The sequence below is a fragment of the Emticicia fluvialis genome, from assembly GCF_024793945.1.
Taxonomy (GTDB): Bacteria; Bacteroidota; Bacteroidia; order Cytophagales; family Spirosomataceae; genus Emticicia; species Emticicia fluvialis.
Map to the genome: position 1 here is coordinate 311,349 of NZ_JANUSD010000004.1, position 15,299 is coordinate 326,647.

General features: G+C 41.8%; 14 protein-coding genes. 7 read left to right on the forward strand and 7 right to left on the reverse strand.

Annotated features, from left to right (window positions below; genetic code table 11):
- Window positions 1–18: 18 nt before the first annotated feature.
- A complete protein-coding gene (locus tag NZ848_RS06845) occupies window positions 19–825 on the reverse strand; it encodes an inositol monophosphatase family protein (protein ID WP_259014894.1) in 807 nt (268 codons plus the stop codon).
- A 260-nt stretch (window positions 826–1,085) separates the two neighbouring features.
- On the opposite strand from NZ848_RS06845, the gene NZ848_RS06850 reads away from it, so the two are divergent.
- The 3 genes from NZ848_RS06850 to NZ848_RS06860 all read left to right on the forward strand — a co-directional run bounded on the left by NZ848_RS06850 (window position 1,086) and on the right by NZ848_RS06860 (window position 5,110).
- The gene (locus tag NZ848_RS06850) at window positions 1,086–2,159 is read left to right on the forward strand and encodes an Ldh family oxidoreductase (RefSeq protein WP_259014895.1); all 1,074 of its coding nucleotides are present in this window, start codon (window positions 1,086–1,088) and stop codon (window positions 2,157–2,159) included.
- A 130-nt stretch (window positions 2,160–2,289) separates the two neighbouring features.
- Window positions 2,290–3,156, forward strand: coding sequence for a carbon-nitrogen hydrolase (locus NZ848_RS06855; RefSeq protein ID WP_309600821.1), 867 nt, complete (start codon window positions 2,290–2,292; stop codon window positions 3,154–3,156).
- A 49-nt stretch (window positions 3,157–3,205) separates the two neighbouring features.
- A complete protein-coding gene (locus NZ848_RS06860; RefSeq protein ID WP_259014897.1) occupies window positions 3,206–5,110 on the forward strand; it encodes an ABC-F family ATP-binding cassette domain-containing protein in 1,905 nt (634 codons plus the stop codon).
- 143 nt (window positions 5,111–5,253) lie between these two features.
- Here the strand turns inward: NZ848_RS06860 and lepB are convergent, their stop codons facing one another.
- The 5 genes from lepB to NZ848_RS06885 all read right to left on the reverse strand — a co-directional run bounded on the left by lepB (window position 5,254) and on the right by NZ848_RS06885 (window position 9,781).
- Window positions 5,254–6,399, reverse strand: a complete 1,146-nt coding sequence (gene lepB, locus NZ848_RS06865) for a signal peptidase I (RefSeq protein ID WP_259014898.1) — start codon at window positions 6,397–6,399, stop codon at window positions 5,254–5,256.
- 61 nt (window positions 6,400–6,460) lie between these two features.
- Window positions 6,461–7,180, reverse strand: coding sequence for a 4-hydroxy-tetrahydrodipicolinate reductase (gene dapB / locus NZ848_RS06870; protein WP_259014899.1), 720 nt, complete (start codon window positions 7,178–7,180; stop codon window positions 6,461–6,463).
- Window positions 7,181–7,197: 17 nt separating this feature from the next.
- Entirely contained in the window at window positions 7,198–7,905 is a 708-nt protein-coding gene (locus tag NZ848_RS06875) for a DUF5683 domain-containing protein (RefSeq protein WP_259014900.1), read from the reverse strand.
- A gap of 97 nt (window positions 7,906–8,002) precedes the next feature.
- A complete protein-coding gene (locus NZ848_RS06880; RefSeq protein WP_253534794.1) occupies window positions 8,003–8,926 on the reverse strand; it encodes a ParB/RepB/Spo0J family partition protein in 924 nt (307 codons plus the stop codon).
- 72 nt (window positions 8,927–8,998) lie between these two features.
- Entirely contained in the window at window positions 8,999–9,781 is a 783-nt protein-coding gene (locus NZ848_RS06885) for a ParA family protein (RefSeq protein WP_101727831.1), read from the reverse strand.
- A gap of 213 nt (window positions 9,782–9,994) precedes the next feature.
- Between NZ848_RS06885 and truA the strand changes: the two genes are divergently transcribed.
- From truA to NZ848_RS06900, 3 genes are read left to right on the forward strand one after another with little or no spacing between them, the layout of a single operon-like run.
- A complete protein-coding gene (gene truA / locus NZ848_RS06890; protein ID WP_259014901.1) occupies window positions 9,995–10,741 on the forward strand; it encodes a tRNA pseudouridine(38-40) synthase TruA in 747 nt (248 codons plus the stop codon).
- 6 nt (window positions 10,742–10,747) lie between these two features.
- Window positions 10,748–11,218, forward strand: a complete 471-nt coding sequence (locus NZ848_RS06895) for a GNAT family N-acetyltransferase (RefSeq protein ID WP_259014902.1) — start codon at window positions 10,748–10,750, stop codon at window positions 11,216–11,218.
- Window positions 11,218–12,174, forward strand: coding sequence for an L-threonylcarbamoyladenylate synthase (locus NZ848_RS06900; RefSeq protein ID WP_259014903.1), 957 nt, complete (start codon window positions 11,218–11,220; stop codon window positions 12,172–12,174). Before NZ848_RS06895 ends, NZ848_RS06900 begins: the two co-directional genes overlap by 1 nt.
- 3 nt (window positions 12,175–12,177) lie before the next feature.
- Here NZ848_RS06900 and NZ848_RS06905 read toward each other — a convergent pair whose 3' ends face one another.
- Complete coding sequence (locus tag NZ848_RS06905) at window positions 12,178–14,448, reverse strand: OmpA family protein (protein WP_259014904.1); 2,271 nt, start codon at window positions 14,446–14,448, stop codon at window positions 12,178–12,180.
- A 105-nt stretch (window positions 14,449–14,553) separates the two neighbouring features.
- Between NZ848_RS06905 and NZ848_RS06910 the strand changes: the two genes are divergently transcribed.
- Window positions 14,554–15,195, forward strand: coding sequence for a WbqC family protein (locus NZ848_RS06910; protein ID WP_259014905.1), 642 nt, complete (start codon window positions 14,554–14,556; stop codon window positions 15,193–15,195).
- Window positions 15,196–15,299 lie beyond the last annotated feature (104 nt).

Below are 15,299 nucleotides of genomic sequence, written 5' to 3' on the forward strand. Positions count from 1 at the left end.
AAAGAAATTGTATTAAATTCAGAACCAATGTTTTTGAATCTCATCGAGCAGCTCTTTATGAACTGCCGAACCAGCCACTACATCGCCCCTGAAAAGGTGTTCGCCCGTGCCTGAAAAATCTGATACAAACCCACCTGCCTCGGTAATTAGCAGAATTCCTGCAGCCATGTCCCACGAATTAAGGTTGTATTCGTAGAAACCATCAAAATAACCACATGAAACATAGGCGAGGTCAATAGCTGCCGAGCCCATGCGGCGTAAACCATGCGTTTTCTGCATCAACGATTCCAGTATCTTCAGGTATTTGTCCTGATTATCAAACTTGTAATAAGGGAAACCTGTAGATAACAGGCTTTCTCCCAGATGTTTATTAGCCGATACGCTGATGGCCTCACCATTTCTGAAAGCGCCTCCTCCTTTGGTAGCAGAGAAAACCTCTCCTGTGCAAACATTATAAACCACACCTACCAGCACATCTTTACCTTGAGCTAATGCCAAGCTTACCGAATAATTAGGCAAACCGTGTATAAAATTGGCCGTTCCGTCCAGCGGATCAATAATCCAGTTTAAGCCATCAAAATCTTTGGTTTCTACAGTTCCTTCTTCTGTTATAAATCCTGCCTCAGGCAAAATAGTTTCCAGTCTGCCTACTATCATTTTTTCTGTTTCTTTATCAACGTACGAAACTACATTATTGGTGGCCTTGTATTCTACCGATGCCGTGCTGAACTTCTTGGCTTCTGAAGCAATAAATTCTCCTGCTTCCTTTGCAACCAGAACAACTTCACTGCATATTTTTTCTAAATCCGCTAAGTTTTGTGACATTTTTTGCTTTTTGTGTGTTTAAAATTTATTAAACTTTCTTTGATTTAATGCCCAGTTTATTTGGCTGATGCGGTTGTTTTTGCCAACCGTTGGGTATTAAAATTTGTTGTTTGTGATGGCAATTTTAAGAAAAAATATTTGCTTTGTCGTTGTTTTATTTTGTGCGTTTGCAAAATAATTACTTAAAAGAAAAATATTAACACTTAGTTAATAGAACACCGCTGATAACCAGCGCTTTGTAGGTTTGATTTTAAAATATAATGAACATTAAAGAAAAGAGACTCAGACAATTTACCGAAAGAATATTTCAGGCACTAGGCTGTTCAACTAAGGATGCTAAACTGGCAGCAGATGTGCTGATTACTGCCGATTTAAGAGGAGTAGATTCTCATGGTACTGCCAGATTAGTTGGCTATGTAAGATTATATGATAATGGCCGCCTGAATCCTGCACCGCAAATCAGAATTATCCATGAAACACCTTCCACGGCAGTTATAGACGGCGATAAAGGCCTTGGCTTGGTAGTAGCGCCATTTGCCATGAAAGTAGCCATGAAGAAAGCCAAAAAATACGGCTCAGGATGGATTTCGGTACAGAACTCAAACCATTTCGGGATAGCCGGTTACCATTCAATGCTTGCTTTGCAGAATGATATGATCGGCTGGGCCATGACAAACGCCGCCCCGTTGGTAGTACCTACTTTTGCTACCGAAATGATGTTGGGTACAAACCCGATTGCGGTGTCTGTTCCGGCTGGTAATCAGCCACCGTTTGTGGCCGACTTTGCAACAACCGCAGTGGCCTATGGCAAAATGGAAATTTTGCAAAGAAAAGGTCTGCCTGCTCCGATAGGATGGGTGCAGGATGCAGCGGGTATGCCGACTCATGATGCCAATGCAGTTAAAAATGGTGGGGGTTTATTGCCCTTGGGAGGTGACCGCGAACACGGCAGCCATAAAGGGTATGGGCTGGGTGCTGTTGTAGATATTTTTTCAGGCGTTTTATCAGGTGCTAACTTTGGCCCCTGGGTTCCGCCTTTTGCAACGGCGGGTTTTCATGGTGTGGCAGCCGAACAGGTGGGTAAAGGCACTGGGCATTTTCTGGGTGCCATGCGGATTGACGGTTTCAGACCCAAAGAAGAGTTTAAGGCCAGTATGGATACATGGATTGAGCGTTTCAGAGCCGCTAAGCATGTTGAAGGCAACCCGGTTGTAATACCCGGAGACCCGGAACGCGAGCTGGAGAAAATCAGAAGAGCAGACGGAATACCTTTGAATGAAAAGGTGGTAGAAGATTTACAAACATTGGCTGAACGCTTTGGCGTGAAATTCTGAGCGGTAGAAACTTAACCTTTTTAATATTAAATATTGAACAAAAAGCGCTTAACAAAGGGCCGCAGGATTTTTCAGCTAAGAATTTATGATATTTTTTTCGTAATTTTGCAGTTCAAAGAAAGCTGAATACATGAAGAAAATTAAAGTTGGTCTGGTACAGATGTCTTGCACGGCCGATGTTGCAGAGAATATAGATAAGGCCATTGAGGGAATTAAAAAAGCTGCCGGTAATGGTGCCAATATCGTTTGTCTGCAGGAATTATTCACCTCGCTATATTTTTGTGATATAGAAGACCACAGTAATTTTAATCTGGCAGAGGCTATTCCAGGGCCAACTACCATTAAGTTGTCAGCAATTGCCCGTGATCTTAATGTAGTAATAATTGCTTCATTATTTGAAAAACGGGCCGCCGGTTTATATCATAATACCACGGCCGTAATCGATGCCGACGGCACTTATCTGGGTAAATACCGCAAAATGCATATTCCTGATGACCCGGGTTATTACGAGAAATTCTATTTTACACCCGGCGATTTAGGCTACAAGGTTTTCGATACCAAATTTGCTAAAATAGGGGTGCTTATCTGTTGGGACCAGTGGTATCCTGAGGCTTCCCGTATTACAGCCTTAATGGGCGCTGAGGTGCTGTTTTATCCTACCGCTATTGGTTGGGACGTTAACGAGCCGCAGAATGAGGCCAACATTGAACAGTATAATGCCTGGCAGACCATTCAGCGTAGCCATGCTGTAGCTAATGGGGTACACGTGGTATCGGTAAACAGGGTAGGGCGAGAGGCTGAGCAGCAATTCTGGGGAGGTAGTTTTGTGGCCAATCCGTTCGGAAGCCTGTTATATCTGGCATCGCATGATAAAGAAGAAGTACACGTGCAGGAAATTGACCTGGCATTAACCGAAAAATACCGCACCACTTGGCCGTATCTTCGCGATAGAAGAATAGACAGCTATGAGCCCATCCTGAAAAGATATATAGATTAACATTATCCAAAGAAAATATCGGCCTGCCGAGGTATAATAAAACATTTAAATGCTTACCATAAACAATTTATCGTTCTACTTTGGCGGAAGAGCCATCTTTGAAGGAGCGAGTCTACAGATTAAACCAAAAGATAAAATCGGTTTAATTGGTCTGAACGGAATGGGGAAATCTACCCTTTTGAGACTGATTGTAGGCGAATACCAGCCAGATGGCGGTAATATCAGTAAAGCCGGTGACTGTACCATTGGTTTCCTGAATCAGGACTTACTTTCTTACCAGACCGAAGACTCCATATTGTCGGTAGCCATGCAGGCTTTTGAACGCGAAAACTACCTGCAAATAGAAATTGACAAAGTGCTGCACGAGATGGAAGTAAATTACCGCGATGAACTGGTTGATAAGCTGGGGCATTTGCAGGAAGAGTTTGACCATCTGGGGGGCTACACCATTCAGTCTAAAGCTGAAGAAATTCTGGAAGGGCTTGGTTTCCGTACCGAAGAGCTACACATGCCTTTAAAGCAGTTTTCCGGTGGATGGCGAATGCGCGTTATGCTGGCGAAGTTGCTTCTGCAAAAGCCCTCATTATTGTTGCTTGATGAGCCTACCAACCACCTTGACCTTCCGTCAATTCAGTGGGTTGAAAAATATATATTGAATTACGAAAACGCCGTTGTGGTGGTTTCTCACGATAGAGAGTTTCTGGATAACGTTTGTAACATGACGGTAGAAGTTACCCAGAACAAACTTTGGCCTTATGCAGGTAATTACTCATTCTTTGTAGAAGAAAAAGCTCTTAGAAACGAGATTCAGAAAAGTGCTTTTGAAAACCAGCAGGCGCAGATACGCCAGACTGAACGTTTTATTGAGCGTTTTAAAGCCAAAGCGTCCAAGTCTCGTCAGGTGCAGTCTCGTGTGAAAGCCCTGAATAAACTGGAACTGATTGACGATGTAATTGATGCCTCGGCACGTGTAGCATTTAAATTTAAATTCAGTGTTAATCCGGGTCGTCAAGTTATGGCTTTAGAGCATGTTAACAAGGCTTATGGAGAAAAAGTAATTCTGAAAGACTCAACTATAAACATAGAGCGCGGCGACAAAATTGCCCTGATAGGCGCCAATGGAAAGGGGAAATCAACATTGCTAAGAATTGTAGCAGGTAGCGAACCTGTGGATGGCGTAAGAAAACTGGGTCATAATGTAAATTTCTCTTTCTTTGCCCAGCACCAATTGGAATCTTTGCATTTGGATGAATCTATCCTGGAAGAATTAAAATATGCCGATTCAGCCAAAACAGAAGCTGAATTGCGTTTGATTCTGGGCTGTTTTCTTTTTAAAGGAGAAGATGTATTCAAGAAAATTAAGGTGTTATCAGGTGGAGAGAAATCACGTGTGGCTTTAGCCAAGGTATTGATATCTGAGGCTAATTTCCTGCTACTTGATGAGCCCACCAACCACTTGGATATGCAGTCGGTGAATATCCTTATTCAGGCCCTGGACCAATATGAAGGTACGTATGTGGTGGTCTCTCACGACAGACACTTTGTGAGCCAGGTTGCTAATAAAATATGGTACATCGAAGACCACCAGATAAAAGAATACCCGGGCACTTACGACGAGTATGAAACCTGGGTTGAAGATAACAAGGCTAACCGTCCGTCAACTGTTCCGGTTCCGGCTCCAGCAAAAAAAGAAGAGAAACAAACTCCGGTTGTTGACGCGCCAGGGAAAAACAAAAATGAGATTAAGAAGCTGGAACGCGAGATTGAAGAAATAGAAGCAAAAATAACCGAGCAGGAAAAGAAAAAAGCGCTTCTGGAAGAAAAACTGGCCGACCCAAAGGTTTTTAATGATGCTGCTGCATTGCAAAAAGCAAACACCGAATACGAACAAGCCAAAGCTGAATTGAAAAAGCTGAACGAGGTTTGGGAAAACAAAATGTTGGAGATTGCCTAACAAAGAGTACTGATAATATTTATTATAACAGCATCACGTAAAACGGGTGCTGTTTTCTTTTGTATATGCTTGTAAACAAAAGAAGCTCATCTGATGGCCAAATGAGCTGCTTTTGTTATATTAATTGAAGTGAATTTCTGAAATTATCTGATGATGCTGAATAATCTGCTCCAACGAATTTTATTCAGGAAGTTTCCGTCTTTATTAATCGACATCCAGATGAAAACTGCTTTACCAACAATGTGGTCTTCAGGCACAAATCCCCAGAAACGTGAGTCGTCAGACCCATGGCGGTTATCGCCCATCATAAAATAATAGTCCTGCTTAAATGTGTATGATGTAATTGGCTTGCCATCCAGAATAATCTGCCCGTTTACATATCTGGCATCTTTGTTACCGTCAAAGGTGGTAATGATTCCTTTGTAAAGCGCCATATTTTTTTCGTCAAGCTGTATCGTTACTCCCTTTTTAGGTACGGTTACCGGCCCAAAATTGTCTCTGTTGAAAGGAAACAACCTTGAGTTATACGGAAAAGTATTGATTCCGTATTCGGTTGTGTCTCCTTTGGTTGCAATAATGGGGGTAATGCTTTTTACAAAGTCAAGCGCCTTAATATCTTTTATTGCCTGGTCGGTGGCTTTTACATAATAGACCGTTTTATCTGTCTGATGCAAATCTTCTTCGTATTCGGTAATGTCTAATTTCTGAAAAATTTTCTCGTTTACCTGGGTAGTGGCTTCAATGGCATACTCGTTCTGCAAACCCGGAGGGTTCGGGAAAACTTTGTTATTCACATACGCCTGACCAGCCCTTACCTCCACTACATCTCCTGGAATCCCGATACAGCGTTTAATATAATTGGTTCGTAAATCAACCGGATATTTGTCGTATCCGCCAAATTCATCAGGTCTTTCAGGGCAACCAGGGTAGTTGAAAACTACCACATCACCGTTTTTTACATGTGTAAAGCCCGGTAATCTGTATTGAGGCAACTGAATGGCATCAGAATACGAAGGTATATCTGTAAACCAGATTTTCTGGTGCGTAAGCGGCACCTGAAGTATAGTTTTAGGCGTACGGGTGCCGTAATGCAATTTACTTACAAAAAGGAAGTCGTTGATTAACAGGCTCTTTTCCATAGACCCCGTAGGAATGGTATATGCTTCCAGAAATAACCACCGGATCAGCGTTGCTGCTACCACGGCGAATAATACTGAGTCTACCCATTCTCTTAGCGCCGACTTCTTTTTTGCTGGTTTATTTCCGGCCGTTGATTGAACTTCTGCCATAAGGACTTGCTCCTGATAGGAGATTTAATGGTTTAGTGATATCGGTTAAAAAAATAAATGATTAAAAGCCTAACATATCGTTCATTCCAAAAATTCCGGTTTTGTTTCGCAGCCACTCGGCGGCTATTACAGCGCCTAAAGCAAAGCCATTCCGGCTGTGGGCAATATGTTTTATTTCAAGCTGGTCAACATCAGATATATACTTTATCTCGTGGGTTCCGGGAACTTTACCCTCTCTCGACGACCAGATTGGAACCTCGTTTTCCTGTGCTATCTGATTATTTATCCAGGTAGTTTTATTATTAAGATTTTCGATCAGCCCCTGTGCTAAAGTAATGGCAGTGCCACTGGGAGAATCTTTTTTTTCTGTATGATGTATCTCGTTGGTAGAAACTTTGTATTCGCCCATGTAAGGGTTCATCAGGCGGGCAAGTGCCTTGTTGATTTCAAAGAAAAGGTTGACCCCAATGCTATAGTTAGATGCATAAAAAAAGGCGCCGCTGTTATCCTGGCACAGTTTTTCAATCTCGGGCTTGTGCTGAAGCCAACCGGTTGTTCCGCAAACTGCCGGCAAGCCAAACTCCATACAATATTTTAGGTTGCCATAGGCAGATTCAGGCGAACTGAATTCAATAACAACATCGGTATTTTCGGGGATAACAGACAGAAGCTCGGTACGGTTACCGATATCTATTTTTGCAGAAATTTCGTGTCCTCTTTGTAAAGCAATCTGCTCAATTACTTTACCCATTTTTCCATAACCTAAAAGGGCAATACGCATATATTTTATGTCAGATTCTATTTAAATTTAAAAACTAAACTGGCACCCACCGCACTGCCCATAAAAGTAGGCTGAACGCTGGGTTCAAATTTGATTGATATGTCGTCGCTCATATCAAAGTTTTTGAGGTGGGCAGACACATTAGCCTGCACTGCCTGGAGCGCCCAGCCAACTGCAAAAACGATAACCGTCAGGTCTCTATAACGGCGATAAGTATTTACCACGGGCTCAACCTGGGCTTTGGTAAATGGGCCTATCTGCTTATCAGACTGCTTTATGCCTATACCCACATAGTTGTTAAGCATTACTTCGGTAGCTCCACCAACAACTAGTTCGGTCAATTTTCCTTTATAGTAATGATACCGGTGGTTATTAACATAAAACGAGAAAATGCCTCCGGCTGCTGCGCCGTAAACAATTGGCATAACCCAGTATTCTTTGTTGGTGGCTTGCCCCCAACCGGGTAGTATCAATGAGCGAATGAGCGCCTTTCGTGCAGGATTTGCTTTTTTTGCTGAATCTGCCTTGAAAATTCTGCTTATAAAACGGGCTCTTCCGGCTGAATCTGCTTTGATAAGTCTTTTACCTAAACCCGCAATTCTGGAAGAGTCAATCAATATTTTTTTCGACGAATCGGTTTTGGCCGTATTACTTTTTACAGTATCTGTTTTTTGCGCAAAAGAAATATTTGTTGTCAGTAAAAGTATAACCAGCATCCGAACCATATTCCGAAATTTTAATTGCGTAATGAGAGACAAAAATAGGTTCTCCTCTTTCTTTTTACAATCATTTAACAAATATTAAACTATTTCTTGGCTGATTTTAATCCTGATTTACTTTTATTGCGCCTAAAATTCTGTCTAATTCATCTTTTGATGCAAACGGAATTTTGATTTCACCCTTATGATTATCGTCGGCCTTTACCTGTACTTTGGTGCCAAAGTACCCCTGAAGACGAAACTGTAACGACGAAATCTCTTGTTTTAAGGTATTCTGGTTTTTGCCTTTTACTTCTTCAGAGCCTATGGCAGCCAGTCTTCTTACTTCTTCTTCAATTTTACGAACCGACCAGCTCTCCTCAATTACTTTAGTAAAGAGTTTTATCTGGGTTTCGCTATTATCTATATTTATCAATGCCCGGGCATGGCCCATCGTAATTTCATTGTCGCGCACGGCTGCCTGAATTATATCAGGTAATTTTAGTAAACGCAGATAGTTGTTAACAGTAGTACGGTTTTTACCTACTCTGTCGCCCAGTTCTTCCTGTTTCAATTGAAACTCACTAAGCAGGCGATGGTAACTCAGGGCAATTTCTATGGCGTTCAGGTTTTCACGCTGAATGTTTTCAATCAATGCCATTTCCAGCATTTGCTGGTCGTCGGCAGTACGCACATAAGCAGGTATTTTGGTCAGGCCTGCCAGTTTAGATGCCTGCAAACGGCGTTCGCCCGATATCAGAATGTATCTGCCCGGGGTTTCTTCTTTAACAGTAATAGGCTGAATAATACCCAGAATCTTGATAGATTCTGACAATTCCTGAAGCGCCTCCTGGTCAAAGTGGGTTCGTGGCTGATACGGATTGGTTACAATAGAGCTAATCAGTATCTCGTTCATTGAACCCGGTGATTCAGCTTTGCGTGGTATAACGTTATCATTGTCAGTACTTCCGGAGTCTGATAATAATGCGCCCAGCCCACGCCCAAGCCCGGTCATACCTTTTTTTGTATTGAATGTTTTAGCTTCCATAGGTTTTCATGATAAATGGGTCTTGCTTTCAGGTTCCCAAATACATTTGGTTTAATTCATCTCCAACACTTATCAGTTTTCGGTTACAAGCTTTCCGTTCTTGATTAATATCTCACGTGCCAGATTCAGATAGCTGATAGCCCCTTTACTGTCGGCATCCTGAGCCAGAGCAGGTACACCATAACTCGGCGATTCAGATAACCTTATGTTTCGAGGTATGAGGGTCTGAAAAACCATGTTCTTGAAGTGCGTGGTTACTTCATGCACCACCTGGTTTGACAGCCTCACGCGCAGGTCATACATGGTTAGTAAGATACCTTCAATTGTAAGGGCCGGATTGAGACGCTGCTGGATAATCTTGATGGTGTTCAGCAATTTACCCAGCCCTTCCAGGGCAAAGTACTCGCATTGCACCGGAATAATCACCGAGTCGGCAGCTGTAAGGCTGTTAATAACTATTAAACCTAAAGAAGGAGAGCAATCGATGATAATGAAGTCATACATATCTTTCACATCATTCAAAGACTCTTTCATCTTTTCTTCTCGCTTCGGAAGGTTAATCATCTCAATTTCAGCGCCCACCAGATCAATGTGTGACGGCAGCAAATCAAGATTCGGGAAGTCGGTCTGAATGATAATGTCTCTGGGACGAATATCATTAACCATACATTCATAAATGCTGTTTTCTACTTCCTTGGGGTTCAGGCCAAGCCCGGATGTAGTATTTGCCTGAGGGTCTGCATCTATGATAAGCGTACGGAACTCAAGGGCAGCCAGACTGGCCGCCAGATTGATTGATGTGGTTGTTTTACCTACGCCGCCCTTCTGGTTGGCTATTGCTATTATTTTTCCCATTTTTAGTGGTTCGAGAAAATTACGGATTCAAATATCCGACTTTTAATGTTAAGAAACAATTAAATGTTCCACGACGTGGATAAAACGTTCCACGATGTGGATAACATCTGATTGGGCCATACAGCGCATTTTTTCTATTCAATTTTCTAACCTGAATAGCGAAATTTGTTCGTTTGTTGTCTTTATTGCTTTCTGTTGTATTATCTTTGCCCCATGCGTTACTTAATTGAATGTTCTTACAAAGGTACATCATTTCATGGCTGGCAGGTGCAGGAAAACGCCGCCACTGTGCAGGGGCATATTGAGCAGGCTTTATCTACCGTTCTGAGAGTTCCAACCCAGATAGTTGGCAGCAGCCGTACTGATGCAGGCGTGCATGCGTATCAGCAGTTTGCCCATTTTGATTCAGAAACGCCCCTGAGCCAGATAGACAAGCTGGTTTATGCCGTGAACGGCATCTTGCCCAAAGCCATAGCGGTAAATAAAATAGCTGTGGTAAATGACAATTTCCACTCCAGGTTTGATGCCACCTACCGGCGTTATCTTTATAGAATAGCACTTCAAAAAACACCATTCTGGCAGGATTTTTCTTATTTTTACCGGGCGCCGCTTGATATTCGCCCAATGAACGCGGCAGGAGAGATAATGAAAAATCATATTGATTTTCAGTGTTTCAGTAAAGTGCATACAGACGTGGCCACATTTAATTGTAAAATTGAATTTGCCCGCTGGGAACAGCAAGACCAGTTTTTGCTGTTTCATATCAAGGCCGACCGTTTCTTGAGAGGTATGGTGAGGGCCATTGTGGGTACTATGCTTGAAGTTGGTACCGGAAAAATGAGCCTGGATGCGTTTGAGCAGGTTATTTTATCAAAAAACAGGCAGAAAGCCGGAAGAGCTGTACCGGCCGAAGGGCTCACATTGGTAGAAGTGGGCTACCCAAACGGATTAATTACCTGACAAATCATGAAAATAAGCGTTGAAAAAATTACTACACCCGAAGACCTTGAAGCAATTAAGGGTCTGTTCCGGGAATATGAAAAGTTTCTGGGTGTAAGTCTTTGCTTTCAGAATTTTGAGGAAGAACTGGCCTTGCTACCTGCCAAATATGCCGAGCCGGAGGGCTCTATTTTTCTGGCTATTGTAGATGGCAACCCCGCAGGTTGTGTAGCATTATGGAAACTGGAAGATGGCGTTTGTGAAATGAAAAGGTTATATGTGAGGCCGGTTTATCAGGGTATCGGGCTGGGAAAAAAACTTGCCCAGACGGTTATTGATGAGGCAGCAAAAAAGGGCTACCGTAAAATGAAGCTCGACACACTGAAAAGGCTGGCGGCCGCCAATAAATTGTATCATGCTTTACAGTTTACGGAAACCCAACCGTATAACTACAATCCTGAAGGCGACGTAGCCTATTTTGAAAAAGATTTAGCATAATGGCCTTAATAAGCAAAGATATTGAACTGGCAGTGAAGCTTTTGAATGCCGGTGAGGTGGTCGGAATTCCGACCGAGACGGTGTATGGATTGGCCGGCAACGCCTTGAACACCGATGCAGTAGCCCGGATATTTGAAGTAAAAAACCGACCAACCTTTGACCCGCTTATTGTGCATACCCACAGCATTGAGCAGTTTGAAAAATACGTAAATGTAACTGATGAAAGGGTTTATGCCTTAGCTGAAAAATTTATGCCCGGGCCGCTGACCCTCTTATTACCAAGAAAAGAAATAATTCCTGACCTGGTTACATCAGGCCTGAACACCGTAGCCTTCAGAATACCCAATCATCCGTTAACGCTGCAGTTATTATGTCAATTGGATTTCCCATTGGCAGCGCCTAGCGCCAATCCGTTTGGTTATATTTCTCCAACAAGTGCGCTGCATGTGAATCATCAGTTGGGCGAGCAGATAAATCTGATTCTTGATGGGGGAGAGTGTCAGGTAGGCATTGAATCAACTATTGTTGGTTTGGCAGGAAATGAAACAATTGTTTACAGAAAAGGTGGTTTATCGATTGAAGAAATTGAAAACGTGGTAGGTAAAGTGCAAATAATTGAGCATTCGTCTTCCAATCCGAAGGCGCCCGGTATGCTTAAAAGCCATTATGCACCAAGAAAACCCCTGCTTCTAACCAGTCATGATTCAGAAATCACTTCGAGTAACGAAAAAGTTGCTTATCTGGGCTTTAACGAATTAAGAGCCGATATACCTGTTGAGAATCAACTGCTTTTGTCGCCTTCCGGCAATTTCAAAGAAGCGGCTAAAAATCTGTTTGCTTACCTGCGTGAGTTAGACAACAGAAATGTTGAAGTTATATACACCAGCCTACTGCCGGAAAAAGACCTTGGCAGAGCCATAAATGACCGTATCAGGCGGGCTACTGTAAAAGATTGAAAATCAATTAGATATCACCTTGAATTCAACCCTTCGGTTCTTCTGGCGTGTTTCTTCGGTGTCATTTGATGCCACTGGCTGTTGCTGCCCTTTACCCGACGATGTCATGCGAGATGCGGAGACTCCCTTGTTGAACAGGTAATTTGAAACAGCCTTTGCCCGCAATTCAGACAAGTATAGATTCAGCCGTGGGTCTCCCACGTTATCGGTATGGCCAATAATCTCTATATTCACTTTCGGATTCTCTTTCAGCATTTGAACCAGTTTATCTAATTCGGTATATGATTGCTGCTTGATAATTGGCTGGCTCTGGTCAAAAAATACATTTTCCAGTTTTACAGGTTTACCTATTTCAATACTTTTAAAGTAATTGTCGGTAAAGGCTGTTGCCGGAGCAATAATTGTTTGTTTTGGTGGGGTAACTGGCTCAGGCACCTTGTCAATATTTTGTTGAACTGTTTTCTCTTCATTTTTTACTATCACCGGCGCATCGTTCTTGGGTTTGTTTTCAACCGGCTGGGGTGCCTTTTTTATCTCTGCTTTTTCAAGCAGCACATCAAAAGAAAAATTTCCAGAGGCCAGATTCAACAAATTAATGTCAGCTGTGTACAGCTTATAATCATCAGCATGTACACGTAATGTGTATTTCTTTCCGAAATCTGCCGGAGGTATGGGCGTTGTGGTTCTGCTGTTTTCCATTAAGGCAAGTTTATCATTATCAGATGCCACAAAAGATACCCTTGCATGAGGGATAGGCGCACGGGTTTTAGAATCGAGGGTGTTGAAGGTAAAAATATACCCGTTCTTTTTCAGGGCAATCATCAGCACATTGTCAACCAGCTGGCTTGGGTTTACAGTTGTTTTAGATGCCTGGTATCCGGGGGCAGATATTTCAATTTCGTAGATTTTATCGGCACTCAATGAAGCCTTGTATCTGTTTCTCTCTGCATCTAATATCCCTTTAACTGGTGTTAAATCGGTTGATAACTTAAAACCGGCCGGTAATATACTTTTTGTGTAAAAGTCTGTTGCAATAAAATAGGTTTCTTTCACAGGTACCCGGGCTAATTTCAGGTACAAGGTTTGGTTATCTTTCACCAGCGGTGCGTTGTAGGTAATATATCCCTTACTTTTAACCTCGGCGGTGTAGTTTTCAGCTAACTTGAGTACGGCTTGCCATTCCGACTGCACATTGGTGGTCTGCAAAGGAACTACTTCATTGGTTGCATTGAAGATGGTTAAGCTGGCCCCGGGTATGTTTAGTTTAGTTTCTTCGTCTACTACTATTAATCTGTATCGGTTTGATGGCTTCTTTTCAAGTATAATATCCTGAGCAAATTGCCTGCGCGAAATCAGTTCTTTTAAATCTACGTTTTGGTTGGTCTGGGTATATCCTTCCGACTCCACTTCAACTGAATACTCGGCATCCGGTGATAAATTGGCCGAAAAACCATCTTTTTCAATGCGTGCCGCAATAGACTGCCTGGTTTTCAGATTGATTATCCGCATCCGGGTATTGATAATAAATTCCTTCGTGTCTTTATCTACTATCCTGAATAAAAAGTTATAGTTTTCTCTTTTCAGCGGAAAACGTTTCATGGTAATGTTGGCCCCGGGATACTCAGTTCTGATGCTTTCAAAAGAAAGTTGTTCTGTAAAGGGTTTATAACCTTCTGCAGTTATTTCAATGGTAAACTTTTTTTTAGGGCCAATTTCAATTTTGTATGGATTGTCTTTGTCTGATTTACCTGTAAGTGTGGTTTCTTCAGGGCGAATAACCCTGAATGAGGCCGGAATTGTCTCTAACGTGATGGCATCAATGGCGCTCAATGCTAAAGGAGCCGAGTCATTTTTTTTAAGACTCAGACTAATAAATCTGTCGATTGGCCGCACAATTTTTTTGGGGTCAACTGCGTCTATTTCAATCTCTGAGCGTTGATAGCCCGGAGCTTCAATAGTCACAAAATAGCTCTTGGTTTTATCAAGTTTAGCTTTCCATTCGCCAGTTTTGACGTTGAGCACTACCTCTATATCCTGATTATTTTTATCTTTTATTTTTACCAGTGTGTTGGTTATGATTTGTTTATCTCTGGCGTCGGTAAAAAGGAAAACGTATTCGTCAATGACCGGAACCGACTGGAAAAAGCTGGCCTCGTGAGAGATATGATTAATCCGGTAATCAGTATCAGGTTCGGAAACTGATTTATTGTTAGCAAAAGCCGTACAAATGCATTGAAATGTAAAAACAGCAGTAAGTAAAACTGAAATTCTCATAGAAATCGGCGAATATATCTGATGTCGCTTATTTAATTATATCCCATTAGAACGAAGAATTCGAAATGAATTGTAAGTTTTTATGAAATTATGTTGTTTTGTTAAATGGAAGAAAATGCAAAAAAAACAGTTTTAATTGATTTACACTATCTACCCTGTACTCAATTTTTTTCTGCGGTGCTGGAGGCCGATGCGCTGATGCTGGAAAGCCATGAACACTACATCAAGCAAAGTTACCGTAACAGATGCTATTTATTGGGTGCCAACCAGGTTGAAATGCTGATTGTACCAGTGGTTGACGGCAACAAAAAAATTCTGGTAAAAGATATCCGGATAGATTACCAGCAAAGGTGGTTTGATAACCACTGGCGTACCATCAGGGCGGCTTATGGTAAATCGCCGTTTTTTGAGTTCTTTGGCGATTACTTTCAGAACACAATACAAAAGAAGCCAACTTTTTTATGGGACCTTAATTTTGAGTTGCTGACAATTTGTCTGAAATTATTACAAATTAACAAGACAATAAGTCTGACTGAAAATTATGAAAAACAACCGGATTCTTCTATTTATGACCTTCGCGGGCTAATAACACCTAAAAAAGCCTCTGAAAACGCAATTCCGTTTCATCCGGTGGCATATCAGCAAAACTTTGGCAGTGAATTTGTACCTAACCTTAGCGTAATTGACTTGTTGTTTTGCAGAGGCAATCAATCTTTAGGAATTTTAAAGAAATCTGCCCGAAATTGAACAGAGTTTGTTAATAAATCGTTATATTGCAAATGCAAATGTTTTGCTTAAACCAAATATTTGAGTCTTAAAGCAATATTGACCATTACAAAATTTTGAATTAT

What these genes read in the sequence shown, in the direction of transcription:
- NZ848_RS06895 (WP_259014902.1), top strand. Translation starts at nt 10,748, where the DNA reads ATGAAAATAAGCGTTGAAAAAATTACTACACCCGAAGACCTTGAAGCA.
- dapB (WP_259014899.1), bottom strand. Translation starts at nt 7,180, where the DNA reads ATGCGTATTGCCCTTTTAGGTTATGGAAAAATGGGTAAAGTAATTGAG.
- NZ848_RS06905 (WP_259014904.1), bottom strand. Translation starts at nt 14,448, where the DNA reads ATGAGAATTTCAGTTTTACTTACTGCTGTTTTTACATTTCAATGCATT.
- NZ848_RS06885 (WP_101727831.1), bottom strand. Translation starts at nt 9,781, where the DNA reads ATGGGAAAAATAATAGCAATAGCCAACCAGAAGGGCGGCGTAGGTAAA.
- truA (WP_259014901.1), top strand. Translation starts at nt 9,995, where the DNA reads ATGCGTTACTTAATTGAATGTTCTTACAAAGGTACATCATTTCATGGC.
- NZ848_RS06910 (WP_259014905.1), top strand. Translation starts at nt 14,554, where the DNA reads ATGGAAGAAAATGCAAAAAAAACAGTTTTAATTGATTTACACTATCTA.
- NZ848_RS06900 (WP_259014903.1), top strand. Translation starts at nt 11,218, where the DNA reads ATGGCCTTAATAAGCAAAGATATTGAACTGGCAGTGAAGCTTTTGAAT.
- NZ848_RS06875 (WP_259014900.1), bottom strand. Translation starts at nt 7,905, where the DNA reads ATGGTTCGGATGCTGGTTATACTTTTACTGACAACAAATATTTCTTTT.
- NZ848_RS06850 (WP_259014895.1), top strand. Translation starts at nt 1,086, where the DNA reads ATGAACATTAAAGAAAAGAGACTCAGACAATTTACCGAAAGAATATTT.
- NZ848_RS06880 (WP_253534794.1), bottom strand. Translation starts at nt 8,926, where the DNA reads ATGGAAGCTAAAACATTCAATACAAAAAAAGGTATGACCGGGCTTGGG.
- NZ848_RS06855 (WP_309600821.1), top strand. Translation starts at nt 2,290, where the DNA reads ATGAAGAAAATTAAAGTTGGTCTGGTACAGATGTCTTGCACGGCCGAT.
- lepB (WP_259014898.1), bottom strand. Translation starts at nt 6,399, where the DNA reads ATGGCAGAAGTTCAATCAACGGCCGGAAATAAACCAGCAAAAAAGAAG.
- NZ848_RS06845 (WP_259014894.1), bottom strand. Translation starts at nt 825, where the DNA reads ATGTCACAAAACTTAGCGGATTTAGAAAAAATATGCAGTGAAGTTGTT.
- NZ848_RS06860 (WP_259014897.1), top strand. Translation starts at nt 3,206, where the DNA reads ATGCTTACCATAAACAATTTATCGTTCTACTTTGGCGGAAGAGCCATC.